22 protein-coding genes are annotated in these 24019 nt (G+C 69.8%); 20 read left to right on the forward strand and 2 right to left on the reverse strand.

The features are described 5' to 3' along the window. Positions 1 to 187: 187 nt before the first annotated feature. The 3 genes from ACSHXN_RS32120 to ACSHXN_RS32130 all read left to right on the forward strand — a co-directional run bounded on the left by ACSHXN_RS32120 (position 188) and on the right by ACSHXN_RS32130 (position 3692). Entirely contained in the window at positions 188 to 1909 is a 1722-nt protein-coding gene (locus tag ACSHXN_RS32120; RefSeq protein ID WP_356291144.1) for a site-2 protease family protein, read from the forward strand. Between the two features lie 90 nt (positions 1910 to 1999). Then, positions 2000 to 2902: a tRNA (adenine-N1)-methyltransferase gene (locus tag ACSHXN_RS32125; RefSeq protein WP_355132598.1), complete on the forward strand. Its 903-nt coding sequence runs from the start codon at positions 2000 to 2002 to the stop codon at positions 2900 to 2902. Between the two features lie 214 nt (positions 2903 to 3116). After that, positions 3117 to 3692 carry a hypothetical protein gene (locus tag ACSHXN_RS32130; protein ID WP_355132599.1) on the forward strand — a complete coding sequence of 192 codons (576 nt, stop codon included), beginning with the start codon at positions 3117 to 3119 and terminating at the stop codon, positions 3690 to 3692. A gap of 119 nt (positions 3693 to 3811) precedes the next feature. Here the strand turns inward: ACSHXN_RS32130 and ACSHXN_RS32135 are convergent, their stop codons facing one another. Continuing rightward, complete coding sequence (locus ACSHXN_RS32135; RefSeq protein WP_355132600.1) at positions 3812 to 4114, reverse strand: ferredoxin; 303 nt, start codon at positions 4112 to 4114, stop codon at positions 3812 to 3814. Positions 4115 to 4361: 247 nt separating this feature from the next. On the opposite strand from ACSHXN_RS32135, the gene arc reads away from it, so the two are divergent. The 6 genes from arc to prcA all read left to right on the forward strand — a co-directional run bounded on the left by arc (position 4362) and on the right by prcA (position 10539). Continuing rightward, a complete protein-coding gene (gene arc / locus ACSHXN_RS32140) occupies positions 4362 to 6128 on the forward strand; it encodes a proteasome ATPase (protein ID WP_059125690.1) in 1767 nt (588 codons plus the stop codon). Positions 6129 to 6361: 233 nt separating this feature from the next. Further along, a complete protein-coding gene (dop, locus tag ACSHXN_RS32145) occupies positions 6362 to 7873 on the forward strand; it encodes a depupylase/deamidase Dop (RefSeq protein ID WP_355132601.1) in 1512 nt (503 codons plus the stop codon). Between the two features lie 183 nt (positions 7874 to 8056). Next, positions 8057 to 8275: a ubiquitin-like protein Pup gene (locus ACSHXN_RS32150; RefSeq protein WP_058079921.1), complete on the forward strand. Its 219-nt coding sequence runs from the start codon at positions 8057 to 8059 to the stop codon at positions 8273 to 8275. Positions 8276 to 8748: 473 nt separating this feature from the next. Then, on the forward strand, positions 8749 to 8925 hold the full coding sequence (locus ACSHXN_RS32155; RefSeq protein ID WP_355132602.1) for an endonuclease domain-containing protein: 177 nt from the start codon (positions 8749 to 8751) through the stop codon (positions 8923 to 8925). Further along, on the forward strand, positions 8877 to 9722 hold the full coding sequence (gene prcB / locus ACSHXN_RS32160; protein WP_355132604.1) for a proteasome subunit beta: 846 nt from the start codon (positions 8877 to 8879) through the stop codon (positions 9720 to 9722). The genes ACSHXN_RS32155 and prcB overlap by 49 nt, the downstream gene beginning before the upstream one ends. Positions 9723 to 9783: 61 nt before the next feature. Further along, positions 9784 to 10539, forward strand: a complete 756-nt coding sequence (prcA, locus tag ACSHXN_RS32165) for a proteasome subunit alpha (RefSeq protein ID WP_355132606.1) — start codon at positions 9784 to 9786, stop codon at positions 10537 to 10539. Between the two features lie 89 nt (positions 10540 to 10628). Here the strand turns inward: prcA and ACSHXN_RS32170 are convergent, their stop codons facing one another. Beyond that, positions 10629 to 11642 carry a LacI family DNA-binding transcriptional regulator gene (locus ACSHXN_RS32170; RefSeq protein ID WP_355132608.1) on the reverse strand — a complete coding sequence of 338 codons (1014 nt, stop codon included), beginning with the start codon at positions 11640 to 11642 and terminating at the stop codon, positions 10629 to 10631. 129 nt (positions 11643 to 11771) lie between these two features. Here ACSHXN_RS32170 and ACSHXN_RS32175 point away from each other — a divergent pair, with 129 nt between their 5' ends. The 11 genes from ACSHXN_RS32175 to ACSHXN_RS32225 all read left to right on the forward strand — a co-directional run bounded on the left by ACSHXN_RS32175 (position 11772) and on the right by ACSHXN_RS32225 (position 23504). Continuing rightward, positions 11772 to 13031, forward strand: a complete 1260-nt coding sequence (locus ACSHXN_RS32175; RefSeq protein ID WP_356110609.1) for an MFS transporter — start codon at positions 11772 to 11774, stop codon at positions 13029 to 13031. A 9-nt stretch (positions 13032 to 13040) separates the two neighbouring features. Next, entirely contained in the window at positions 13041 to 14402 is a 1362-nt protein-coding gene (gene pafA / locus ACSHXN_RS32180) for a Pup--protein ligase (RefSeq protein WP_093722625.1), read from the forward strand. 126 nt (positions 14403 to 14528) lie between these two features. Next, positions 14529 to 15533, forward strand: coding sequence for an FKBP-type peptidyl-prolyl cis-trans isomerase (locus ACSHXN_RS32185; RefSeq protein WP_356291140.1), 1005 nt, complete (start codon positions 14529 to 14531; stop codon positions 15531 to 15533). A gap of 70 nt (positions 15534 to 15603) precedes the next feature. Next, positions 15604 to 15975: an FKBP-type peptidyl-prolyl cis-trans isomerase gene (locus ACSHXN_RS32190; protein ID WP_331267929.1), complete on the forward strand. Its 372-nt coding sequence runs from the start codon at positions 15604 to 15606 to the stop codon at positions 15973 to 15975. Between the two features lie 389 nt (positions 15976 to 16364). Continuing rightward, positions 16365 to 17342, forward strand: coding sequence for a helix-turn-helix transcriptional regulator (locus tag ACSHXN_RS32195; RefSeq protein ID WP_355132614.1), 978 nt, complete (start codon positions 16365 to 16367; stop codon positions 17340 to 17342). Between the two features lie 17 nt (positions 17343 to 17359). Then, positions 17360 to 18388: a helix-turn-helix transcriptional regulator gene (locus ACSHXN_RS32200; RefSeq protein ID WP_355132616.1), complete on the forward strand. Its 1029-nt coding sequence runs from the start codon at positions 17360 to 17362 to the stop codon at positions 18386 to 18388. A gap of 80 nt (positions 18389 to 18468) precedes the next feature. Then, positions 18469 to 18729, forward strand: coding sequence for a hypothetical protein (locus ACSHXN_RS32205; RefSeq protein ID WP_355801189.1), 261 nt, complete (start codon positions 18469 to 18471; stop codon positions 18727 to 18729). 10 nt (positions 18730 to 18739) lie between these two features. After that, entirely contained in the window at positions 18740 to 18934 is a 195-nt protein-coding gene (locus ACSHXN_RS32210) for a hypothetical protein (RefSeq protein WP_059125679.1), read from the forward strand. Between the two features lie 338 nt (positions 18935 to 19272). Next, positions 19273 to 19551, forward strand: a complete 279-nt coding sequence (gene tatA / locus ACSHXN_RS32215) for a Sec-independent protein translocase subunit TatA (RefSeq protein ID WP_355132618.1) — start codon at positions 19273 to 19275, stop codon at positions 19549 to 19551. A 47-nt stretch (positions 19552 to 19598) separates the two neighbouring features. Beyond that, a complete protein-coding gene (gene tatC, locus ACSHXN_RS32220) occupies positions 19599 to 20543 on the forward strand; it encodes a twin-arginine translocase subunit TatC (protein ID WP_355132620.1) in 945 nt (314 codons plus the stop codon). 108 nt (positions 20544 to 20651) lie between these two features. After that, complete coding sequence (locus tag ACSHXN_RS32225) at positions 20652 to 23504, forward strand: DEAD/DEAH box helicase (protein WP_355132622.1); 2853 nt, start codon at positions 20652 to 20654, stop codon at positions 23502 to 23504. Positions 23505 to 24019: the final 515 nt, after the last annotated feature.

Here is a 24019-nt window from a genome sequence, read left to right on the forward strand (position 1 = left end):
CCCCGGCCGCGCGGCGCCTCGCGGACCGGCCGGGCGCCTTCCTGTGACGGGGGTGTACCCACGCGACGACGGGGGCAACAGAGGGGGTGCCGGGGCAGAACACGAAGCGACAGCCGCATACCATCGACCACAGGCCCTCCCACCCGGCACGACCGGGGCCGGGAAACGCTTCGATCGAGGGGACATCGTGGACGAGAGCGGCGGGAGCGGACACCCGCGCCCCGGCAACGAAGGGGCGAACGACCGCGAGGCGGCCCCCACGGCGCGCACCGCCGACCCCGCACACCCCGAACACGAGCGGGACGGCATCCACCGCCAGGCCCCGGAGGGCCCGCGCGAACAGACCGCCGCGGCGTCCTCGCCCCAGGGGCCGCCGCAGGAACCGTCAGGTCCCCGGGGGGAGAACGAGCACCGCCCCCCGACCGGTCCGGCCGACCACATCCCGCCGGACCCGGACGGGCCCGCGGTACTCCACCGGTCCCCGGACCACTCCGACGGGCCAAGCGCACCCGGGCCGCACGACGACCACCAGGGCAGTCCGCCCGCCGGCGACCACCCGGCCCCGGACGCCCCCGCCCGTCCCCCCGGCCAGGGACACCCCGCCGAGGGCGGCCGGACTTCCCCGCCCGAAGGCCCCGCGCACCCCCGCGACCCCGCCGACACCCCGCCGACCGGACATCCCGCCGTGCACGGTCCGGGCCGCAGCCTCGCCCACTCGGCACCCGACGGACCGGGACGGCCTCCGCAGCGGCCCAAGGAACCGGGCGGCGGCATCCTGATGGGCCGGCCCTTCGGCGTCCCCGTCTACGTCGCCCCCAGCTGGTTCCTCGTCGCCGCCCTGATCACCTGGGTGTTCGGCGGCCAGCTCGACCGCGTACTGCCCCAACTCGGCGCCGCCCGCTACCTGGTCTCGCTGTTCTTCGCCGTCGCCTTCTACGCCTCAGTCCTCGTCCACGAACTGGCCCACACCGTGGCCGCGCTGCGCTTCAAACTGCCGGTGCGACGGATCCAGCTCCAGTTCTTCGGAGGTGTCTCCGAGATCGAGAAGGAGGCCGAGACCCCGGGCCGGGAGTTCGTCCTCGCCTTCGTCGGACCCCTGTTCTCCCTCGTCCTGGCCGGCGTCTTCTACCTGGCCATGCAGCCCGTCCGGCCCGGCACCGTGCCCGGCGTCCTGCTGGCCGGCCTCATGATCTCCAACCTCATCGTGGCCGTCTTCAACCTGCTGCCCGGCCTGCCCCTCGACGGCGGCCGCATGCTGCGCGCCGTCGTCTGGAAGATCACCGGCAGGCCCATGAGCGGCACCGTCGCGGCCGCCTGGGTCGGCCGCGCACTCGCCATCGCCGTGCTCGTCGGCCTGCCGCTGCTCACCCAGTCCGGCGCCCTCGGCTCGACGGCCGAGGACAACGTCGGCATGGACACCGTCACCGACGCCCTGCTCGCCGCCATCCTCGCCGCGATCATCTGGACCGGCGCCGGAAACAGCCTCCGCATGGCGCGGCTGCGCGAACACCTCCCCGAACTGCGCGCCCGCTCACTCACCCGCCGCGCGGTACCCGTCCAGGGCGACACCCCTCTGTCCGAGGCCCTGCGCCGCGCGAACGAGGTCGGTGCCCGCGCCCTGGTCGTCGTCGACGCCCACGGCCGTCCCCTCTCCCTCGTACGGGAGGCGGCCATCGTCGGCGTACCCGAGCACCGCCGCCCCTGGGTCCCGGTCAGCGGCCTCGCCCAGGAACTGAACGACGGCATGCGCGTCTCCGCGGAACTCGCCGGCGAGGCCCTCCTGGACGTCCTGCGCGCCACCCCCGCCACCGAATACCTGGTCGTCGAGGAGACCGGCGAGATCTACGGCGTCCTGTCCGCCGCCGACGTCGAGCGCGCCTTCGTCAAAGCCATGGCCCGGCCCAGCTGACGCCCTCTGCCTTTGCCGCCCCTGGCTGCCGGGCCCAGGGCCCGCCCGCACATGGTCGGCGGCCTCCCCGGTGACCGGTAGGCTGGTCACATGTCCGAACCGACCGGTGCCGCCCGCCGTCGCGGGCCCTTCAAGGTCGGGGACCAGGTACAGCTGACCGACCCCAAGGGCCGCCACTACACGTTCACGCTCGAAGCGGGGAAGAACTTCCACACCCACAAGGGTTCCTTCCCGCACGACGAACTGATCGGTGCTCCCGAGGGCAGCGTTGTCCGCACCACCGGGAACGTCGCCTATCTCGCGCTGCGCCCCCTGCTCCCCGACTACGTCCTGTCCATGCCCCGCGGGGCGGCAGTCGTCTATCCCAAGGACGCGGGGCAGATCCTCGCCTTCGCCGACATCTTCCCCGGCGCACGCGTCGTGGAGGCGGGCGTCGGCTCCGGCTCCCTCAGCAGCTTCCTGCTGCGCGCCATCGGCGACCAGGGAATGCTGCACAGCTACGAGCGCCGCGCCGACTTCGCCGAGATCGCCCAGCAGAACGTGGAACGCTACTTCGGCGGCCCGCACCCCGCCTGGCAGCTCACCGTCGGCGACCTCCAGGACAATCTCGGCGACACCGACGTCGACCGCGTCATCCTCGACATGCTCGCCCCTTGGGAGTGTCTGGAAGCCGTCTCCAAGGCGCTCGTCCCCGGCGGCATCCTGTGCTGCTACGTGGCGACCACCACCCAGCTCGCCCGGACCGTCGAGTCCATCCGCGAGATCGGCTGCTTCAACGAGCCGACCTCATGGGAGACGATGATCCGCAACTGGCACATCGAAGGCCTGGCCGTGCGCCCGGACCACCGGATGATCGGCCACACCGGCTTCCTCCTCACCGCCCGCCGGCTCGCCGACGGCGTCGAGCCGCCCATGCGCCGCCGCCGGCCCGCCAAGGGCGCCTACGGCGAGGACTACGCAGGCCCCAACGCCGACGGAGGCGCCGGTCACTGACCCGGACCCCGCCGCAGCCAACGGACGAGCGCCGCGGCCCAGTTCCCGCACACATCGGGGACCGGGCCGCGGCGTTCGTCCGTTGAGGCCCCGCAGTACACCGGGAGTTGACGCGACGCCAGAAGTACCGCCCCCGCCGTTCCGCCTCGATGTGACGTGTGGCACGATGCGGTCCACCCCCACCGGCACAGCTCTCACAGGAGAAACTGCTCGCGTGCAGCACCCCGCCGTTCCGGAACTCGCTCACACCACCCCCCGGCCCATCCACTGGGTCGCCACGGCCACCGCCGTCTCCGGCGTGATCGCCCTGTCCTCCATGCTGCACCCCGGCTCCGCGACGGCGGCCCAGCCCCCGGGAGGGACCAAGGCGGCACAGGCCACCGCGGCAGCCCCCGACCCCGCCAAGGCCGACATCCCGCTCGACTGCGGCCCGGTCAAGCTCGTCATCGTGAAGAAGGCCATCGGCGACCTCGACGGCGACGACCGCCCCGAAACCGTCGTGGTGGCCCACTGCGACGCGAGCATGGGGACCCCGCCCGACGGCGTCTACGTCCTCACCCAGGCCGCGGGCGCCACGGAACCCCGGGTGGTCGCCACCCTGGTCGACCCCAAGGACCGATCGACCGTCACCGACTTCGCCGTCCGTGACGCGGCGGTCACGGCGACCCTCCTCGGCTACTCCTCGCCCGACGTACCGAGTTGCTGCCCGGATGTGAAGACCCCCGCCCATTGGCAGTGGAAGGGCGGCGCGTTCATCCGGTCCACGCCCTCCGGCGCACGGAGCGTGTGACGTCGCACACTTCACCGCCGGCGCAGACCGCCGTGTGAGCGCCCGGCGGCGCGCAGGCGTCGGTACGGCGAACCCGATGTGAGAAACGAGACAGCTGATGACGCGGAGTGGTCCTGCGGTCACTCCGCGTCAGGGCCGTAGATCTCCACGCTGTCCGAAATTCGACGTACATGGATGCAGTCGCCCGGGCACTCCCGCGCCGAGTCCACCACATCCGTGAGAAGCGGCAGCGGTACGGGCGTTGTGGCCCCCTTGGCCTGCAAAAGCTCGTCGTCCGGGCCCTTCACGTAGGCCAGGCCGTCGATGTCCAGCTCGAAGACCTCCGGAGCGTACTGGGCGCAGATACCGTCACCGGTACACAGATCCTGGTCGATCCAGACCTCCAGCGCCTCGCCGTCGACTGCGGCCTGCTGCACGGTCATCTCCCCTGCCGTTTCCTGCGCAGAGCCGGCCGCGGGAATCCGGCAGGCTCTGACGGGTGTTGAACACCGTGAGCCTACCTTCGGCGGCTTCCCAATCATGTTCGGTGGGTATTCCCCTGGCGTGAGGGAGAGCGCAAGGGTGAAGATCGGACACACCTCGACAGTCTTTGTGATCTAGGGGTTTCAATCGACACCCACCCAGGTAGGGTCTGGAAGCGTCCAGCTCCCCTTGGAGGAGGTGAGGACCGTGGCAGCCCACGACGACGACATGAACCGCGGCATCCGCCCGGGACGAGGGTCCGACGACCCGGCCGGGCAGATCGCCTACCTTGAGCAGGAGATCGCCGTCCTGCGACGCAAGCTCGCCGACTCTCCGCGACACACGAGGATTCTCGAAGAGCGGATCGTCGAACTGCAGACCAACCTGGCCGGCGTGTCCGCACAGAACGAGCGACTCGCCAACACGCTCCGTGAGGCCCGCGACCAGATCGTGGCCCTCAAGGAGGAGGTCGACCGGCTCGCACAGCCACCGGCCGGCTTCGGTGTGTTCCTGCAGGCGATCGAGGACGGCACGGCCGACATCTTCACCGGCGGCCGCAAGCTCCGCGTGAACGTCAGCCCCAGCGTGGAGCTCGACGAGCTCCGCCGCGGCCAGGAAGTGATGCTCAACGAAGCGCTCAACGTGGTCGAGGCCATGGAATTCGAGCGGGTCGGGGACATCGTCACGCTCAAGGAAGTCCTCGAGGACGGCGAGCGCGCCCTGGTGCTCGGGCACACCGACGAGGAACGAGTGGTACGGCTCGCCGAGCCGCTGCTGGACGTCACCATCCGCCCCGGCGACGCCCTTCTGCTCGAACCGCGCTCGGGCTACGTCTACGAGGTCGTGCCCAAGAGCGAGGTCGAGGAACTCGTCCTCGAAGAGGTACCCGACATCGGCTACGAGCAGATCGGCGGCCTCGCCGGCCAGATCGAAGCCATCCGCGACGCGGTCGAGCTCCCGTACCTCTACCCCGACCTGTTCAAGGAGCACGAACTGCGGCCGCCCAAGGGCGTCCTGCTGTACGGGCCCCCCGGATGCGGAAAGACGCTCATCGCCAAGGCCGTCGCGAACTCGCTGGCCAAGAAGGTCGCCGAAGTCACCGGCCAGGCCGCGGGCAAGAGCTTCTTCCTCAACATCAAGGGCCCCGAGCTGCTGAACAAGTACGTGGGCGAGACCGAACGGCAGATCCGCCTCGTCTTCCAGCGCGCCCGTGAGAAGGCCAGCGAGGGCACCCCCGTCATCGTCTTCTTCGACGAGATGGAATCCCTCTTCCGCACCCGCGGCTCCGGTGTCAGCTCGGACGTGGAGAACACCATCGTCCCCCAGCTGCTCGCCGAGATCGACGGTGTGGAAGGCCTGCAGAACGTGGTGGTCATCGGCGCCTCCAACCGCGAGGACATGATCGACCCCGCCATCCTGCGGCCCGGCCGCCTCGATGTGAAGATCAAGATCGAGCGTCCGGACGCCGAAGCGGCCAAGGACATCTTCGGGAAGTACCTGACCGAGAGGCTTCCGCTGCACGGCGAGGACGTCGGCGAGCACGGAGGCGACAAGTCGGCCACCGTCCACGGCATGATCCAGACCGCCGTGGAGCAGATGTACGCCGAATCGGACGAGAACCGCTTCCTCGAGGTGACCTACGCCAACGGCGACAAGGAAGTCCTCTACTTCAAGGACTTCAATTCCGGCGCCATGATCGAGAACATCGTCGGCCGCGCCAAGAAGATGGCGATCAAGGACTTCCTGGAACACAACCAGAAGGGCCTGCGGGTCTCCCATCTCCTCCAGGCGTGTGTGGACGAGTTCAAGGAGAACGAGGACCTTCCCAACACCACCAACCCGGACGACTGGGCCCGGATCTCCGGAAAGAAGGGCGAACGGATCGTCTACATCCGTACCCTCATCACCGGAAAGCAGGGCGCGGACACCGGACGCTCCATCGACACGGTGGCGAACACCGGCCAGTACCTGTAAAAGGCCGGGGCGGCTGCGGGTGCCCTCACCGGGTGCCCGCAGCCGACTGCTTTTCCGGCACGGCTGGAGCAAGGCAATGACGCAAATGATCTCCCCACCAGCGCAAAGGCGTTCTAGGCTCTTCGTACCGCCGCGTCGCGCCGTGCGGGGACGGGCACCGCACGCGCACCGGAGCACCAGCGGTATCTGAGCGCCGCCCCCGACCGAGGGCGCCGCCGGGCAAGGAGGGCCGCATGACCGTACGGCGAGTAATGGGCATCGAGACGGAGTACGGCATCTCCGTCCCCGGGCACCCCAACGCCAATGCCATGCTCACCTCGTCCCAGATCGTCAACGCCTACGCGGCGGCGATGCACCGGGCCCGCCGGGCCCGCTGGGACTTCGAGGAGGAGAACCCGCTGCGGGACGCGCGAGGCTTCGACCTCGCGCGCGAGGCCGCCGACGCCAGCCAGCTCACCGACGAGGACATCGGCCTCGCCAACGTGATCCTCACCAACGGCGCACGGCTCTACGTCGACCACGCACACCCCGAGTACAGCGCCCCCGAGGTGACCAACCCCCGGGACGCCGTCCTCTGGGACAAGGCCGGCGAGCGGATCATGGCCGAGGCGGCCGAACGGGCCGCGCAGCTCCCCGGAGCCCAGCCGATCCACCTCTACAAGAACAACACCGACAACAAGGGCGCCTCTTACGGCACGCACGAGAACTACCTGATGAAGCGGGAGACCCCCTTCTCGGACATCGTGCGCCACCTCACCCCGTTCTTCGTCTCCCGCCAGGTCTTCGCCGGCGCGGGCCGCGTCGGCATCGGCCAGGACGGACACGAACACGGGTTCCAGCTCAGTCAGCGCGCCGACTACTTCGAGGTCGAAGTGGGCCTCGAGACGACGCTCAAGCGCCCCATCATCAACACCCGCGACGAACCCCACGCCGACGCGGAGAAATACCGCCGTCTGCACGTGATCATCGGCGACGCGAACCTCTCCGAGATCTCGACCTACCTCAAGCTCGGTACCACCGCGCTGGTCCTGTCGATGATCGAGGACGGCTTCATCGCCGTGGACCTGGCGGTCGACCAGCCGGTACGCACCCTGCACCAGGTCTCCCACGACCCCACGCTCAAGCACCTCGTCACTCTCCGCAGCGGCCGGACACTCACCGCCGTCCAGCTCCAGATGGAGTACTACGAGCTGTCGCGCAAATACGTGGAGGAGCGGTTCGGCGGCGACGTGGACGAGCAGACCCGGGACGTCCTCACCCGTTGGGAGGACACCCTGAACCGGCTGGAGAGGGACCCCATGAGCCTCGCCGGCGAACTCGACTGGGTCGCCAAACGGGAGCTCATGGAGGGCTACCGGCGCCGCGACAGCCTCGACTGGGACGCCGCCCGGCTCCACCTGGTCGACCTCCAGTACGCGGACGTACGTGCCGAGAAGGGCCTCTACAACCGTCTGGTGGCCCGGGGACGCATGAAGCGCCTCCTGGACGAGGACGACGTCGAGCGGGCCCGTACGAAGCCCCCGGAGGACACCCGGGCCTACTTCCGCGGCCGGTGCCTCGAGCAGTACGCGGACGACGTCGCCGCGGCGTCCTGGGACTCGGTGATCTTCGACCTGCCGGGCAGGGACTCGCTCCAGCGGGTGCCGACCCTGGAACCGCTTCGCGGAACGCGTAATCACGTCAAGGAGCTCCTTGACCGCTGCCGCACGGCCGAGGACCTGGTCAGGGTCCTGTCCGGGAACTGAACGGGTACCCCCGGACGGTACCGGTCGGACGGGGTGGAGAACTCCACGGAAGGGAATCATCGAGGTGGCCCCCGTACGTTGGAGTAACTGCGGGGCCGATGTCAGACCGGGCTTGTAGGGTCTGATCATCACCGATCGGCAGGAATGCCGACCATGTCGGGCGAACTGAGCGGGGTGAGGGTTATGGCGACCAAGGACACCGGCGGCGGACAGCAGAAGGCCACGCGCTCCACGGAGGAGGTGGAGGAGCAGGCGCAGGACGCGCAGGGCTCCGAGGACCTCAAGGAGCGACACGAGAAGCTGAGCGACGACGTGGACTCGGTTCTGGACGAGATCGACGACGTGCTCGAGGAGAATGCCGAGGACTTCGTGCGCTCCTTCGTGCAAAAGGGTGGACAGTAAAGGGTGTAGGGCTACTTTTCCTTCGGATCGAAGGTTGCGGGGGTGGAAGTGGCTGGAGGGCCGTCCACGGGGCGATGCACGGGTTGCGAGCGGGTGCCGACCCTCTCCGCCTTCGCTCGGGACCGGAATCGGCGCGATGGTCTTCAGGTGCGATGCCGGGAGTGTGCGGCGCAGTACAGCGCCGCGCGCTACCGGCGCCACCGGAAGACCGTCGGCAAGCCTCCGCGCGGGACGGTGGAGGTTCCGGCCGGGCACGGGCCCGGCCGGTCCTGCGGGGAGATCGGGCCTCACGGCGGGCATCGGCACGCGATCGCATCCGATCGCCCCTCCACGCGCCGCAAGGCGTGCCGGGCGGTCCGGGGGCGCGCAGATCGTCCGAAGCGCCACCTCGGATCGACCGGGTCCGAACGTGACGGGACGGCCGCCTCTCGAGCGGGGCTCCGGGTGATCGGCCCGAAAGCCCGGCTGTCCGTGTGGATCACTGCCGCGAGACGGGTAAGGTCCGTGGCGTACTGTGCTTCAACTGCAATTCGGCCATCGGCAAGTTGGGAGACGATCCCGACGCAGTTCGTCGGGCTGCCGCCTATCTGGAAGGAACTCCGTGGAAGCCAACCCTCGTAGTACCGGGCGTCTACCAGCTGCCTTCCTGACGCCCGGGTCGTCGTCCTTCATGGACTTCCTCTCGGAGCACCAGCCCGAGATGCTGCCCGGCAAGCGGCAGCTGCCCCCCACCCAGGGGGTGATCGAGGCCCCGCACGGCACGACGATCGTGGCCGTCTCGTTCCCCGGCGGTGTGGTGCTCGCCGGTGACCGCAGGGCGACCATGGGCAATGTGATCGCGCAGCGGGACATCGAGAAGGTGTTCCCGGCGGACGAGTACTCGGCAGTGGGCATCGCCGGTACGGCGGGTCTCGCCGTGGAGATGGTGAAGCTGTTCCAGCTGGAGCTGGAGCACTTCGAGAAGGTCGAGGGTGCCCAGCTCTCCCTGGAGGGCAAGGCGAACCGCCTGTCGACCATGATCCGTTCCAACCTCGGCATGGCCATGCAGGGCCTGGCCGTGGTGCCGCTCTTCGCCGGTTACGACGTGGACCGGGAGAAGGGCCGCATCTTCTCGTACGACGTGACGGGCGGCCGCTCGCAGGAGCACGGGTTCGCGGCGACGGGCTCCGGCTCGATCTTCGCGCGCGGCGCCATGAAGAAGCTTTTCCGTGATGATCTGACCGAGGAGCAGGCGACCACCCTGGTGGTCCAGGCTCTGTACGACGCGGCAGACGACGACTCGGCGACCGGTGGTCCCGATGTCGCCCGCCGGATCTATCCGGTCGTCACTGTGATCACCGAGGACGGTTTCCGCCGGCTCACCGAGGACGAGGCGGGTGAGATCGCCCGGGCGGTGCTGCAGCGTCGTCTGGAGCAGCCGGACGGCCCGAAGGCCGCTCTGCTCTGACACCGGCCCCGGTGGTTTCCAAGGTGATCGAGTGACTTCGACAGAAAGGGACGGATAACCGGTGTCGACGCCGTTCTATGTCTCCCCCCAGCAGGCCATGGCCGACCGGGCGGAGTACGCCCGGAAGGGCATCGCGCGCGGCCGCAGTCTGGTCGTGATGCAGTACGCCGACGGCATCGTGTTCGTCGGCGAGAACCCGTCCCGGGCGTTGCACAAGTTCAGCGAGATCTACGACCGGATCGGTTTTGCGGCCGCCGGCAAGTACAACGAGTACGAGAATCTGCGCATCGGTGGTGTCCGGTATGCGGACCTGCGGGGTTACACCTATGACCGTGACGATGTGACGGCCCGTGGTCTTGCCAACGTCTACGCGCAGACGCTGGGCACGATCTTCTCGAGTGCGGCGGAGAAGCCGTACGAGGTGGAGTTGGTGGTCGCCGAGGTGGGGGAGACCCCGGAGGGCGACCAGATCTACCGTCTGCCGCACGACGGGTCGATCGTGGACGAGCACGGCTCGGTCGCGGTGGGCGGCAACGCGGAGCAGATCAGCAGTTTCCTGGATCAGCGTCACCGTGACGGCATGACGCTCGCGGAGGCGCTGAAGCTGGCCGTTCAGGCGCTGTCGCGGGACACCAACGGCAGTGAGCGGGAGATTCCCGCGGAGCGCCTGGAGGTCGCGCTTCTGGACCGTACACGTCCGCAGAAGCGGAAGTTCCGGCGGATCGTGGGCCGTCAGCTGGCGCGGCTGCTGGAGGCGAACGGTGCGTCCACGGCCGCGGAGGCCGAGGACGCCGAGGACGCCGAGGACGAGGAGTGATCGCCTGCGCCGCTCCGTGAGGAGCCGGCGCCCGGTTCGAACGCCGTGTGCCCCGCCCCGGAAAGGGGCGGGGCACACGGCGTTCGTGGTCAGGGGCCTGGTCGCGCCGTGGAGCCGCGGACGACGAGTTCGACGGGGATGGCGTCCTGAGCGGGTGTGCGGCCCTCCAGGACGGCGAGGAGTGCCTGCATGCCGCGTTCACCGAAGAGCTCGGCGTCGAGGCGGACGGTGGTCAGTTCGGGGTCGATGGCGGTGGCGAGCGCGAGGTCGTCGATTCCGGTGATGGAGAGGTCCTCGGGAACGCGCAGGCCGAGGCGCCGGGCGGCCTTGTAGGCGCCGGCGGCCAGGAGGTCGTCGTCGCAGACGACGGCGGTGGGGCGGGGACCCGGGGCGGCCAGGGCGGATGCCGCGGCCGTGAGGGCGTCTTCGATGGAGATGGGCGCCCGGGTGCTGCCGAGGCTTGTGCCGGGTGCCCGGGCGAGGTGTGCGGCGAGGGAACGGGCGCGGGTCTCGAAGGTCCAGGACGGGATGCCGGCGGCGAGGTGGAGGAAGCGCCTGTGGCCGAGTGCGAGCAGATGTTCGGCCACCTGGCGCAGGCCGTCGGCGATGTCGAGGTTGACGGTTGCGGCGCCGAGGCTTTCCCGGGGATCGCTGTCGAGCATGACGAGCGGGAGTTGGTCGCCCCGGATGGCGCTGAGGGCTTCGGGGGCCATGGAGGAGGCGATGACACCGTCGAGGGCGGCCTGCGCGGAGTGGAAGGGGTCCTTGGCGGGGCCGACGCCCTCGGGTGAGGGGTAGAGGACCACACCGAATCCGTGCTCCGCGGCGACGCGGGCGGCGCCGGTGTACACGCCGGCGAAGAATTCGGTGGTGAGCGCCGGGACGACGAGCAGGACCGTGCGCGTCCGGCCGAGACGGAGGTTGCGGGCGGCGAGATTGGGGCGGTAACCGAGTTCGCGCGCCGCTTCGCGGACTCGTTCGGCGGTCGTCTCGGAGACACGCCCGCGCCATTTGCCGCCGAGGACGAGGGAGACGGCGGCCTGGGAGACTCCGGCGACCTGGGCGACATCGCGGCTGGTGGGGCGCGTGCTACCTGGTGCCACCGTGGGCCTGCTCTTTCGTCTGGACTCCTGGACAGCGCACATGGTACGTATGGCGGACGACGTTATACGTACAACTTCCCCAGTGGCCGGCTGACCGGCGACGGCGAGGCGGACAAGAAGGGACGGGGCATGGCCGCGGGATACCTGGAGATCCTCAGGGCGAGGCACGCCGCGCGTCTGCTCACCGGAACACTGGTGGGCCGGCTCCCGAACGCGACCGCGGCGATCGCGGTGGTGCTGTTCGTGCGGGCCGAGGGCGGCACCTACAGCTTCGCCGGCGCGCTCGCCGCGGTGTACGGGGTGGCGAACGCCGTGGGTCAGCCCCTGTTGGGCCGACTGGTCGATCTGCACGGTCAGCCGCGTGTGCAGCTGCCGGCCGCGATCGTCTCGGGCCTCGCGATGGCCGGGTTCGCCCTGGCGGGCGTCGCGTCACCCGTACTGGCGTATACAGCCATGATCGTCGCGGGGCTGTTCACACCGCCCCTGGAGGGCGGCCTGCGGGCGCTGTGGCCGGTGGTGCTGCGCCGTGACGCTCAGGTGCCCACGGCGTACGCGCTGGACGCCGTCGCCCAGGAGGTGATGTTCACCGTGGGCCCGCTGCTGGTGACCGCGTGCGTGGCGCTGTGGTCCGCCCGGGTGGCGCTGGTCGTGATCAACGTCATCGGGGTGCTGGGGGCACTCTCCGTGGTCGTGTCGCCGCCCTCGCGGGCCTGGCGCTCGGGGCCGCGTGAGGCGCACTGGCTCGGCGCCCTGCGCTCGCGGGGGCTGCTGGCGCTGCTCGGCGCGTTCCTGTTCGTGGGCATCGCGCTGGGCTCCATCACGGTGGCGGCGGTGTCGTACGCGGACGGTCACGGCGGTGACGGGGTGTACGGCTGGCTGATGGCCGCCCTGGGCCTGGGCGCCCTGGTCGGTGGGACGGTGTACGGGGTGCGGCAGTGGCCCGGTGCGCCGGAGCGGCGACTGCGTGTGCTCGTGGGGCTTCTGGCGGTGTGTTATCTGCCTCTGATGCTGATGCCGGGAACGGTCGCCATGGTGCTGCTCACGGTGCTCGCCGGGGTCTTCCTGGCACCCTGCATCGCGTGCGCGTTCATCATCGTCGACCGGCACGCACCGGGCGGCACGGTCACCGAGGCGTTCTCCTGGCTTGTCACGACGTTCACGGTGGGGGCGTCGGTCGGGACGGGCCTCGCGGGACCGGTCGTGCAGGCGGGTGGTGCCCTGTGGGGGTTCGCGGTGCCGGGTGCCGCGGGGGCCGTGTCCTTGCTGGTCCTCCTGGCGACGGGACGGGTCCTCGCAGCTCCTGCCGGGAGTGCGGTGGTTGCGGCTTCACCGGAAAATGATCCAAACCGTGCCGTCGAACCCCGTTTCAGCTCAGGGGATCGGGCGTAATGTTCACTCATGGACCGCCGCATTTTCGGGCTGGAGAACGAGTACGGCGTCACGTGCACGTTCAGGGGACAGCGCCGTCTGTCGCCTGACGAGGTGGCGCGGTACCTCTTCCGCCGTGTCGTGTCATGGGGCCGTAGCAGCAATGTCTTTCTGCGGAACGGCGCCCGCCTGTACCTCGACGTGGGCTCACATCCGGAATACGCGACACCCGAATGTGACAACGTGACCGAACTGGTCACCCACGACAAGGCCGGCGAGCGCATTCTCGAGGGATTGCTGGTCGATGCCGAACGTCGTCTGCACGAGGAGGGAATCGCGGGCGACGTCTACCTCTTCAAGAACAACACCGACTCGGCCGGGAACTCCTACGGCTGTCACGAGAACTACCTGGTGGCGCGGCACGGAGAGTTCTCGCGGCTCGCCGACATCCTCATCCCGTTCCTGGTCACACGGCAGCTTCTGTGCGGGGCCGGGAAGGTGCTGCAGACCCCGCGCGGGGCCGTGTACTGCGTGAGCCAGCGTGCCGAGCACATCTGGGAGGGCGTCAGCTCGGCGACCACGCGCTCCCGGCCGATCATCAACACACGGGACGAGCCGCACGCGGACGCCGAGCGCTACCGCCGTCTGCATGTGATCGTCGGCGACTCGAACATGTCCGAGACGACCATGCTGCTCAAGGTCGGGGCCACGGATCTGGTGCTGCGCATGATCGAGGCGGGCACGGTGATGCGTGACCTCACCCTGGAGAACCCGATCCGGGCGATCCGCGAGGTCAGCCACGACATCACGGGCCGTCGCAAGGTACGTCTGGCGAGCGGCCGCGAGGCCTCCGCCCTTGAGGTGCAGCGCGAGTACTACGAGAAGGCCGTGGACTTCTGCGAGCGCCGTGGGATCCGCACGGGCACGGTGGAGCAGGTCCTGGAGCTGTGGGGCCGCACGCTGGACGCGATCGAGTCCGAGGACCTGGACCGGATCGGTACCGAAATCGACTGGGTGATGAAGTACAAGCTCATCGAGCGGTACCGCGCCAAGCACAACATGACGATGTCGCATCCGCGGGTCGCCCAGATAGACCTCGCCTACCACGACATCCACCGCCGTCGTGGCCTGTACTACCTGCTGGAGAAGAAGGGCCAAGCCGCTCGGATCTGCAACGACTTGAAGATCTTCGAAGGGAAGTCGGTTCCGCCGCAGACCACTCGGGCCCGGCTGCGCGGTGACTTCATCCGCAGGGCTCAGGAACAGCGACGTGATTTCACGGTGGACTGGGTGCATCTCAAGCTCAACGACCAGGCACAGCGCACCGTGTTGTGCAAGGACCCGTTCCGTTCTGTGGACGACCGGGTGGAGAAGCTGATCGCCGGGATGTGAACGCGGGGTCACACCCGTCTCCGTAACGCAACGCGGGCGCCGTACGTTTGCCGTACGGCGCCCTCGTCACACCGTAGAGTTGCGCGCACGCCATCAATCAAGATCGACCGATTACGAGGCCCCATCGTGCGCCGACGCTCACTCCTCCTCGCCGCTCTGCCCGCAGGACTGGTCACGCTCGCCGGATGCGGCGACGGAAAGTCCGGCTCGGGCCAGGCGAGTGCCAGCCCGTCCCCCACGGCCACGGCCCCGTCGGCCGCTCCATCGCCCAAGATCGTCGACGGTCCGCTGCCGGCCATCACGGCGGGCACCAAGTTCGGCGAGAAGCCGACGGTGGCCAAGGGGCCGGGCGCGCCCTCGAAGGACCTCGCGGTGCGGACGGCGATTCCGGGCACGGGTCAGACGGTCGCGGAGAACGACTACGTCCAGGTGCACTACCTGGGCCAGATCTGGGACACGGCGAAGGTCTTCGACAACTCCTACGACCGCAAGACGCCGCTGGTGATCCAGCTCGCCCAGGGCGGCATCATCGACGGCTGGCGCTATGCCCTGCAGGGCAAGAAGGTGGGCAGCCGGGTCGAGATGTCCGTGCCCCCGACCTGGGGCTACGGCCCGCAGGGCAACACCCAGGCGGGCATCAAGGGCACCGACACCCTGGTGTTCGTGGTGGACCTCCAGAACACGTTCAGCGGCAAGAGCTCGGCGAAGGGCAAGGACGTCGCGCAGAACGACGCCAACCTGCCGAAGGTGGGCACCAACACCGACGGCAAGGCGCCGTCCATCGACGTGCCCAAGGTGAAGGCGCCGACGGACCTGGTGTCGAACTACGTGATCGAGGGCGACGGCGAGGCGGTCGCCGCGGACAGCAGCGTGCTCGTCCAGTACAAGGGCGTGCTGTGGGAGGACGGCAAGGAGTTCGACTCGACGTACGCCCGCGGTCAGCTCGCCTCGTTCTCGCTGCAGCAGGTCGTCAAGGGCTGGGCACAGGGACTGACGGGCAAGAAGGTGGGCAGCCGTGTGCTCGTCGTGATCCCGCCCAAGCTGGGGTACGGCGACAACCCGCCCGCGGGCAGCAGCATCAAGAAGGACTCCACGCTGGTGTTCTCGGTCGACATCCTGGCGAAGATGTAACGCCCGCGGGGATATGAGAGTGTCGGAGGTGCCGCAATGGCCTCAACACCAATGAGCAGGAGTTTTTGACGTGAGCATCGAGAAGCCCGAGATCGACTTCCCGGGCGGCGAGCCCCCGGCGGACCTCGAGATCAAGGACATCTGGGAGGGTGACGGCCCGGAGGCCAAGGCGGGCGACACCGTCTCCGTCCACTACGTGGGCGTGGCCTTCTCCAGCGGTGAGGAGTTCGACGCGTCCTGGAACCGCGGCACGCCGCTGAAGTTCCAGCTCGGCGTGGGTCAGGTCATCCAGGGCTGGGACAAGGGCGTGCAGGGCATGAAGGTCGGCGGGCGCCGCCAGCTGACCATTCCTCCGCACCTCGCCTACGGCGACCGCGGCGCGGGCGGCCGGATCAAGCCCGGCGAGACGCTGATCTTCGTCTGCGACCTGGTCGCGGTCTGATCCGGACCCGCTGAGCGGGTCCGGATCACCGGCGGCGCCGCCGGACGCCCGGGATGCCCGCTGCGCCCGGCGCGCCGCGGCCCGCTATACGCTGGTCCGGGCGCTGCGGCGCACTCCCGCCCGGGGGCGAGGACGGACGGCACAGCGCCGAACCGGGTGCGGACTCGGACCCGGCACCGCAGGTGTGCCGGGCGTGTCGTCGCCGCCGGTACCGGCCTGCGCCCCGCCGCCGACGCGGGACGGGCCTGGATCGGGGCGATACCGGATCCGACCGGAAACGATCACCTGGGGCCCATGCCTGTACAGGCATGGGCCCTCCGCTTTTGCCTGGACACCCACGAGAGGTACGGTCGTCGGTCGTAGGCATCATGGGGAGGCGAAGGGCGTCGATGGCCATTGCCAAGGCAGAGCGACTGATGAACCTGGCGCTGTGTCTGCTCGGGACGCGGCGACCGCTCAGCAAGCGGGAGCTGCGCGAATCCATCGAGGCCTACGTCGAGTCCTTCGGGCCGGAGAAGGCGTCGGCGAGCTCCGACGACTCCTTCAATCGCATGTTCGAGCGCGACAAGGACGATCTGCGCGAGCTCGGCCTGGTCATCGAGACCGTCGAGAACCTGGACGGCGAGGTCGGCTATCTCGCCCGCCGCGACAGCAACCGTCTTCCGCCCATCACACTCGACGCGGAGGAGGCCGCCGCGCTGGGCCTGGCCGCAAAGGTGTGGCAGCAGGCGCGGCTCGCCGGGGCCGCGAGCGGTGCGCTGCAGAAGCTGCGCGCCGCCGGCCTGCCCGAGGACGTGGACCCGTACGAGGCGCACGGGGCGCTGGAGCCGCGCATCCCCGTGCACGAGGCCGCCTTCGAGCCGTTGATGCTCGCCTGCCGCGACCGCCGCCCGGTCGTCTTCGACTACCGCAAGGCCACCGCGGCGCGTCCGGAGACGCGTCATGTCGAGCCCTGGGCGCTGGAGTGCTGGCGCGGCCACTGGTACATGGCCGGATGGGACCGCGACCGTGGTGCCGAGCGCGTCTTCCGGCTCTCCCGGATCACGGGCAAGGTACGCAGCCGCGGTGGCGCCTTCACCGCCGAGGTACCGGACGTCGTCACCGTCCGTGAGACCGTCGCCAGCTGGGCGGGGGAGACCGCCGACCGTTCGGCCCTGATCCGGCTGCGCACGGGCGCGGGGTACCCCCTTCGGGCGAAGGCCACCGCCGTGCGGGAACTCGGCGACGGGTGGGACGAGTTGGAGATTCCGTACGGGCACGGCCTCGACGCCTGGCTGGTGGAGTTCGGCCCCGATGTCGTGGTCCTGGAGCCGGCGGAGCTGAGGGCCGACGTGGTGGACCGACTGCGCGCCGTGGCCAAGGGCTGAGGGGGAGGGGCACTAACGTGGCAGGCAAAGCGGCCAGACCGGTGAACGCCATCGACCAGACCCGGCGGATGCTGTCGCTGGTGACCTATCTGCGGGAGCGTCCCGGCGCCCGCATCGAGGACGTCGCCCGGGCCTTCGGGATCACCGAGGACGAGCTCGTCTCGGACCTCGACGTGCTGCCGATGTGCGGGACCAGCTTCCGCGGCGGCGATCTGCTCGACATCGACACCGACGGCGAGCGCATCTGGTGGCACAACCCGGCCGCCCTCGGGGCGGACGCCGCCGAGCCCCTGCGGCTGGCGGCCGACGAGGCGACCGCGCTGCTGGTCGCCGCGCGGGCCGTCGCCACCCTGCCCGGCCTGCGGGAGAGCGACCGCCAGGCTCTGCTGCGCGCCACCGCCAAGGTGGAGACCGCCGCCGGGGAGGCCGCGGGTGCCAGCTCCCGGCTCTCGGTCACCTTCGAGTCCGAGGGCGGCGTCTTCGCCGACGTCGACCGGGCCATCTCGGAGCGGCGCCGACTGTGGATCCGCTACTACTCGCCGGCCCGTGACGAGGTCACCGAGCGCGAGATCGACCCGATCCGCCTCGTCAGCGTGGGGCACACCTATGTGGAGGCGTGGTGCCGCCGATCGGAGGCGCGCCGCACCTTCCGGCTCGACCGGGTCGCCGAGATCAGGATCCTCGACGAGCCGTCGGCACCGCCGGAGGTCGAGCTGCGTGACCTCTCAGAGGGGCTCGTCCAGCCCGCCGCCGAGGACCCCGAGGTGGTCGTCGAGGTCGGCCCGGCGGGTCGCTGGGTGGCCGAGTACTACCCGCACGACCGCGCGGACGAGCTTGCGGACGGCGGGCTGCGTATCACCTTGCGGACCCCGGACCCGGCGTCGCTGCGACGGCTGGCGCTGCGGCTCGGGCGCGACGGCCGGATCGTGTCGCCGCAGGACCTCGCCGACAACGCCCGCCGGGCGGCGGCCGAGGCGCTCGCGGCGTACGACGGGCCGGACGCAGTTCAGGACGGGCTGTACGACAGGCAGGAGCAGGGGCTGTGAGCACGTCGGCGACGACCGGTGGTGCGTCGGAGCAGTCGAACGCGTCGGCCGGTGTGCCGCAGGCGCCCGGTGAGCCGGAGATGTCGGTGCGCACGGCGTTCGCCGGCATGCGGCGGGTGGCCGACGTGGTGTTCAGGGCCGGCTGCCCGGACTGCCGGGGCCGCTTCGAACTGGGGGCGGGCGCGCTGCGGCTGGCCATCGGCGCCAGCAGCAAGACCACCTTCTACTCCTTCACCTGCCCCGAGTGCGGCGCCTCCGTCCGCAAGCCGGCGGGGGAGCGTGTCGTCGAACTGCTCACCGGGGGCGGGGTGCGGACCCTGCGGCTGCACTCGACCCTCTAGGCTCGGCGTCATGTTCTGGCCGATGCTGGCGATCGCCCTCGGATTCCTCGGGCTCGCCGTTCTGAGTGTGTTCGCCGTCCGCGTCTTCGTGGAGGCGGAGCGTCTCGGACGGCAGGTCTCGGAGTCCGCACGCCGGATCAACCGCGCCGCGGAGGACCTGGAGACGGCTGCCGTCGGTGCCGCTCGGGCCGCCGACCGGATATGAAACAGGTGTGAGTCGTGCACGGGCCCCGGCGCGGTCCGGGCACCGTACGGACGGGCATCCAGGGCGCTCGGGCCGCTCACCGGCTGCTCCGTGATGCGAACGGAGCAGCCCCGTGGCGGCGCAATGAGTCACTACGGCCTGTCTACTTACCACCCGGGACAGGTACCCTCTGATCGCGGGCCCGAGAATGAGGCGCGGTCCGCAGACCGGGAGTACGCCCAGGGATTGCTCCGCGTTCACCCCTGAGCGTTACGATCGCTGCACGGTGGTCGGACGCATGTCCGACTGATCGGACAGCAACCCCACCCCATGCCGCCTCGGTGAGAAGGTAAAGACTTATGTTCGGACGGCTCGGAGCTCCCGAGATCATTCTCATCCTCGTCGTCATCATCCTGCTGTTCGGCGCGAAGAAGCTTCCGGACATGGCCCGGTCCCTCGGCAAGTCCGCGCGCATTCTGAAGAGCGAGGCCAAGGCGATGAAGGACGACGGCAAGCCGTCTGCGCCCGCCGACCCGCCGAACGACGAGGCTTCCGCGCAGCGCACCATCCAGGCCGCTCCCGGCGATGTGACCAGCTCCCGCCCGGTCACCGAGCCGACGGACACGACCAAGCGCTGACGCAGGGCCGGATGCCTCCGGCCCGCCGCATGAGATGAGGACGTGGGTTGCTCAAGCCTGCCCGCAAGGAGAAGGACCCCGAGGGGCGGATGCCCCTTGCGGACCACCTTCGTGAGCTCCGCAACCGGCTCGCGAAGGCGATGCTGGCCATCATCCTGGTCACGGTCGTCGCCGCCTTCTTCTACAACGACATCATCAACTACCTCACCAAGCCGATCCTCGACTCGGTCGGCTGCGGCAAGACCTTCGAGGAACTGGCGAGGTCGACCGAACACGCACAGCCCTGTGCGCGGATCACGATCAACGGCCTGCTCGCGCCCTTCACGCTCGCCCTCCAGGTCTCGCTGACGGCGGGCATCGTGTTCGCCTCGCCGGTCTGGCTGTACCAGCTGTGGGCGTTCGTGGCGCCCGGGCTGCACCGGCACGAGCGGAAGTACGCCTACGGGTTCGTGGGGACCGGCGTCCCGCTGTTCCTCGGCGGTGCCTACTTCGCGTACAGGGTGCTCCCCACCACCGCCAAGGTGCTCATCGACTTCACCCCGGGCGGGGTCGACAACCTGCTGCCGCTCGACGACCTGCTCCAGCTCGTCACGCGCATGGTGGTCGTCTTCGGTCTGTCCTTCGAGCTGCCGCTGCTGCTGATCATGCTCAACATGACCGGGATGATCACCGGTAAGCGCATGCTCGGCTGGTGGCGCGCCATGATCCTGGGCATCACGGTCTTCGCGGCCGTCGCCACCCCGAGCACCGACCCGCTGTCGATGCTCGCGCTGGCCGGTCCGATCTGGGTGCTGTACTTCGCCGCGGTCGCCTTCTCGCTGCTCAACGACCGGCGCAGGCGGCTGCGCGACTCCTCGGGACCGGATGACGACGAGGCCTCCGACCTGGACCTGACCCCCGAGGACATCGGCGAGACCGAGTCGGTGTCGGCCGGCGGCGCGCCCACGGAGCCGGGTACGGACCGGGTCAACGGCTACGACGACGTCACCTGATCCGACCGGCGCCCCGGGCGCCTTGACGGACCGTCCCACGGGCCCCACCGAGCACAACGGTGGGGCCCGTCGCCGTCGGCGTCCCGGCCCGGGGCCTTGATCCGGATAATGATCGTCCTGTTGTCAGCGGCGCCCGGTACGCTCGAAAGTACGATGACAGAGGACCTCTCACCGGCCGAGCGGTACGCCGCAGCCCGCCAGCGGGCTGCCGAGCAGGCCACCGCCCTCGCCTCCTTCCGCGAGATGTACGACTTCGGTCTCGACCCCTTCCAGATCGAGTCCTGTCAGGCACTCGAGGCCGGCAAGGGCGTACTGGTGGCCGCACCCACCGGCTCCGGCAAGACGATCGTCGGCGAGTTCGCCGTCCACCTCGCCCTGAAGCAGGGCAAGAAGTGCTTCTACACGACACCCATCAAGGCGTTGTCGAACCAGAAGTACTCCGATCTGAGCCGCCGCTACGGCGCGGCCAAGGTCGGCCTCCTGACCGGCGACAACAGCGTCAACTCCGACGCCCCGATCGTCGTCATGACCACCGAGGTCCTGCGGAACATGCTCTACGCGGGCTCGCAGACCCTCCTCGGCCTCGGTTATGTGGTCATGGACGAGGTGCACTACCTCTCCGACCGCTTCCGCGGCGCCGTCTGGGAGGAAGTGATCATCCATCTGCCCGCGTCGGTGACCCTGGTGTCCCTGTCGGCGACCGTCTCCAACGCCGAGGAGTTCGGCGACTGGCTCGACACGGTCCGCGGCGACACCGAGGTGATCGTCTCCGAACACCGGCCCGTACCCCTGTTCCAGCATGTGCTGGCCGGCCGCCGGATGTACGACCTGTTCGAGGAGGGGGAGGGCCACAAGAAGGCCGTCAACCCCGATCTGGCGCGCCTCGCCCGCACGGAGGCCACCCGCCCGTCCTACACGGACCGCAGACGCGGCCGTGCCATGCGCGAGGCCGACCGTGAGCGGGAGCGCAGACAGCGCGCCCGGGTGTGGACTCCGGGCAGACCCGAGGTCATCGAGCGCCTCGACTCCGAGGGCCTGCTGCCCGCGATCACCTTCATCTTCAGCCGGGCCGCCTGCCAGGCAGCCGTCGAGCAGTGCCTGTACGCGGGACTGCGGCTCAACAACGAGGAGGAGCGTGAGCAGGTGCGCGCCCTCGTCGAGGAGCGCACCGCCTCGATCCCGCCCGAGGACCTGCACGTCCTTGGCTACTACGAATGGCTGGAGGGCCTGGAACGCGGCATCGCCGCCCACCACGCGGGCATGCTGCCGACGTTCAAGGAAGTCGTCGAGGAACTCTTCGTCCGCGGCCTGGTGAAGGCCGTGTTCGCCACCGAGACCCTGGCGCTGGGCATCAACATGCCGGCGCGCTCGGTGGTGCTGGAGAAACTCGTCAAGTGGAACGGCGAGCAGCACGCCGACATCACCCCCGGTGAGTACACCCAGTTGACCGGCCGCGCGGGTCGGCGCGGCATCGACGTCGAGGGCCACGCGGTGGTCCTGTGGCAGCGCGGTATGAATCCGGAGCACCTCGCGGGCCTCGCGGGCACGCGCACCTACCCGCTGCGATCCAGCTTCAAGCCGTCGTACAACATGGCCGTGAACCTGGTCGAGCAGTTCGGCCGGCACCGCTCGCGCGAACTCCTCGAGACGTCCTTCGCGCAGTTCCAGGCCGACAAGTCGGTCGTGGGCATCTCCCGTCAGGTCCAGCGCAACGAGGAAGGCCTCGCGGGCTACCAGGAGTCGATGACGTGCCACCTCGGCGACTTCGAGGAGTACGCCCGGCTGCGCCGCGAACTCAAGGACCGCGAGACGGAACTGGCGCGGCAGGGCGCGGTGGAGCGGCGCGCGGAGGCCGCCGTCGCCCTGGAGAAGCTCAAGCCCGGTGACGTCATCCACGTCCCCACCGGCAAGTACGCCGGTCTCGCCCTGGTCCTCGACCCCGGTCTGCCCGCCGGCCGCTCCAACGGCCACCGTGGCTTCGAACAGCACGACGGCCCGCGCCCCTTGGTCCTGACCGTCGAACGGCAGGTCAAACGGCTGGCGTCCATGGACTTCCCGGTGCCCGTCGAGCCGCTGGAGCGGATGCGCATCCCCAAGTCGTTCAACCCGCGCTCGCCGCAGTCCCGTCGCGACCTGGCCTCCGCCCTGCGCAGCAAGGCCGGGCACATCCCGTCCGAGCGGCACCGCAAGAGGCGGGCCGCGGCCGCCGACGACCGCGAGATCGCCCGGCTGCGCACGGCCCTGCGTGCTCACCCCTGCCACGGCTGCAACGACCGTGAGGACCACGCCCGTTGGGCCGAGCGGTACCACCGGCTGCTGCGCGACACCTCCCAGCTCGAGCGCCGCATCGAAGGCCGTACCAACACCATCGCCCGCACCTTCGACCGTATCGTCGCGCTGCTGACCGAGATGGACTACCTGCGCGGCGACGAGGTGACGGAACACGGAAAGCGCCTGGCGCGGCTCTACGGCGAACTGGACCTGCTGGCGAGCGAATGCCTGCGGGAGGGCGTCTGGGAGGGGCTCACCCCGGCCGAACTGGCCGCGTGCGTTTCGGCGCTGGTGTACGAGTCCCGGATGGCCGACGACGCGATGGCGCCGAAGGTGCCGTCGGGCAGGGCGAAGGCCGCGCTCGGCGAGATGGTGCGCATCTGGGGCCGGCTCGACGCTCTGGAGGAGGAGTTCCGGATCACCCAGACCGAGGGTGTCGGGCAGCGCGAGCCGGACCTGGGCTTCGCCTGGGCCGCGTACATGTGGGCCGGCGGCAAGGGCCTCGACGAGGTCCTGCGCGAGGCCGAGATGCCGGCCGGCGACTTCGTCCGCTGGTGCAAGCAGGTCATCGACGTCCTCGGCCAGATCGCGGCGGCCGCCCCCGCCGAGAGCTCGACCCTTGCCAAGAACGCGCGCAAGGCGGTGGACGGGCTGCTGCGGGGCGTCGTGGCGTACTCCTCGGTGGGGTGACGGTCGCACACGCCTGAGTACCCGCAGCGGCGGTACGGTCGGCCCGGCAGCTCCCGTGAGCTCCGGGCCGACCGTACCGCCGCTGCGGCGTCTCACCCTCGGTCACCGAGGGGCCCGGGCTCGGCCCTGCCGGTGCAGAGTCCCGGGCACCGCGTCCACGCGTCGTCCGGCCGGTCGGGCGCATGTTCCGGCAGGTGGCCGACGGTTTCTCAAGTCGCCTTCACGGCAGGGGATCGCACCCGCCGGGGCGGCTTGTTCCGTACGCCAGTACGTCATGACGTGGTGTGTTCGAACGGCTCCGCAGTGTGCAAATCAGGCGAGCGTACTCCTGGCTCGCGGGCATTTCAGGTGCTTGCCGAATATGACACGGCGATGATCCGCCCGGATTAGGCTCGCCCGCAGCGCACCGGGTTGAGATGTATTCGTGCGCTTGTTCCTAAACGTTATGAAGAGTTCGTGTTTGTCCGGATCTGATCCGGTGACCATCCCGCCTCTCCTCCCCAGCGTCCGCGAAC

The organism is Streptomyces sp. HUAS TT11 (assembly GCF_051553595.1).
In the GTDB taxonomy this organism is placed as follows: Bacteria; Actinomycetota; Actinomycetes; order Streptomycetales; family Streptomycetaceae; genus Streptomyces.

Coding starts and splice junctions, on each gene's coding strand:
- tatA (WP_355132618.1), top strand. CDS start 19,273: ATGTTCGGACGGCTCGGAGCTCCCGAGATCATTCTCATCCTCGTCGTC.
- ACSHXN_RS32150 (WP_058079921.1), top strand. CDS start 8,057: ATGGCGACCAAGGACACCGGCGGCGGACAGCAGAAGGCCACGCGCTCC.
- ACSHXN_RS32125 (WP_355132598.1), top strand. CDS start 2,000: ATGTCCGAACCGACCGGTGCCGCCCGCCGTCGCGGGCCCTTCAAGGTC.
- ACSHXN_RS32205 (WP_355801189.1), top strand. CDS start 18,469: ATGTCGGTGCGCACGGCGTTCGCCGGCATGCGGCGGGTGGCCGACGTG.
- ACSHXN_RS32210 (WP_059125679.1), top strand. CDS start 18,740: ATGTTCTGGCCGATGCTGGCGATCGCCCTCGGATTCCTCGGGCTCGCC.
- pafA (WP_093722625.1), top strand. CDS start 13,041: ATGGACCGCCGCATTTTCGGGCTGGAGAACGAGTACGGCGTCACGTGC.
- ACSHXN_RS32135 (WP_355132600.1), bottom strand. CDS start 4,114: ATGACCGTGCAGCAGGCCGCAGTCGACGGCGAGGCGCTGGAGGTCTGG.
- dop (WP_355132601.1), top strand. CDS start 6,362: ATGACCGTACGGCGAGTAATGGGCATCGAGACGGAGTACGGCATCTCC.
- ACSHXN_RS32175 (WP_356110609.1), top strand. CDS start 11,772: ATGGCCGCGGGATACCTGGAGATCCTCAGGGCGAGGCACGCCGCGCGT.
- ACSHXN_RS32195 (WP_355132614.1), top strand. CDS start 16,365: ATGGCCATTGCCAAGGCAGAGCGACTGATGAACCTGGCGCTGTGTCTG.
- ACSHXN_RS32225 (WP_355132622.1), top strand. CDS start 20,652: ATGATCGTCCTGTTGTCAGCGGCGCCCGGTACGCTCGAAAGTACGATG.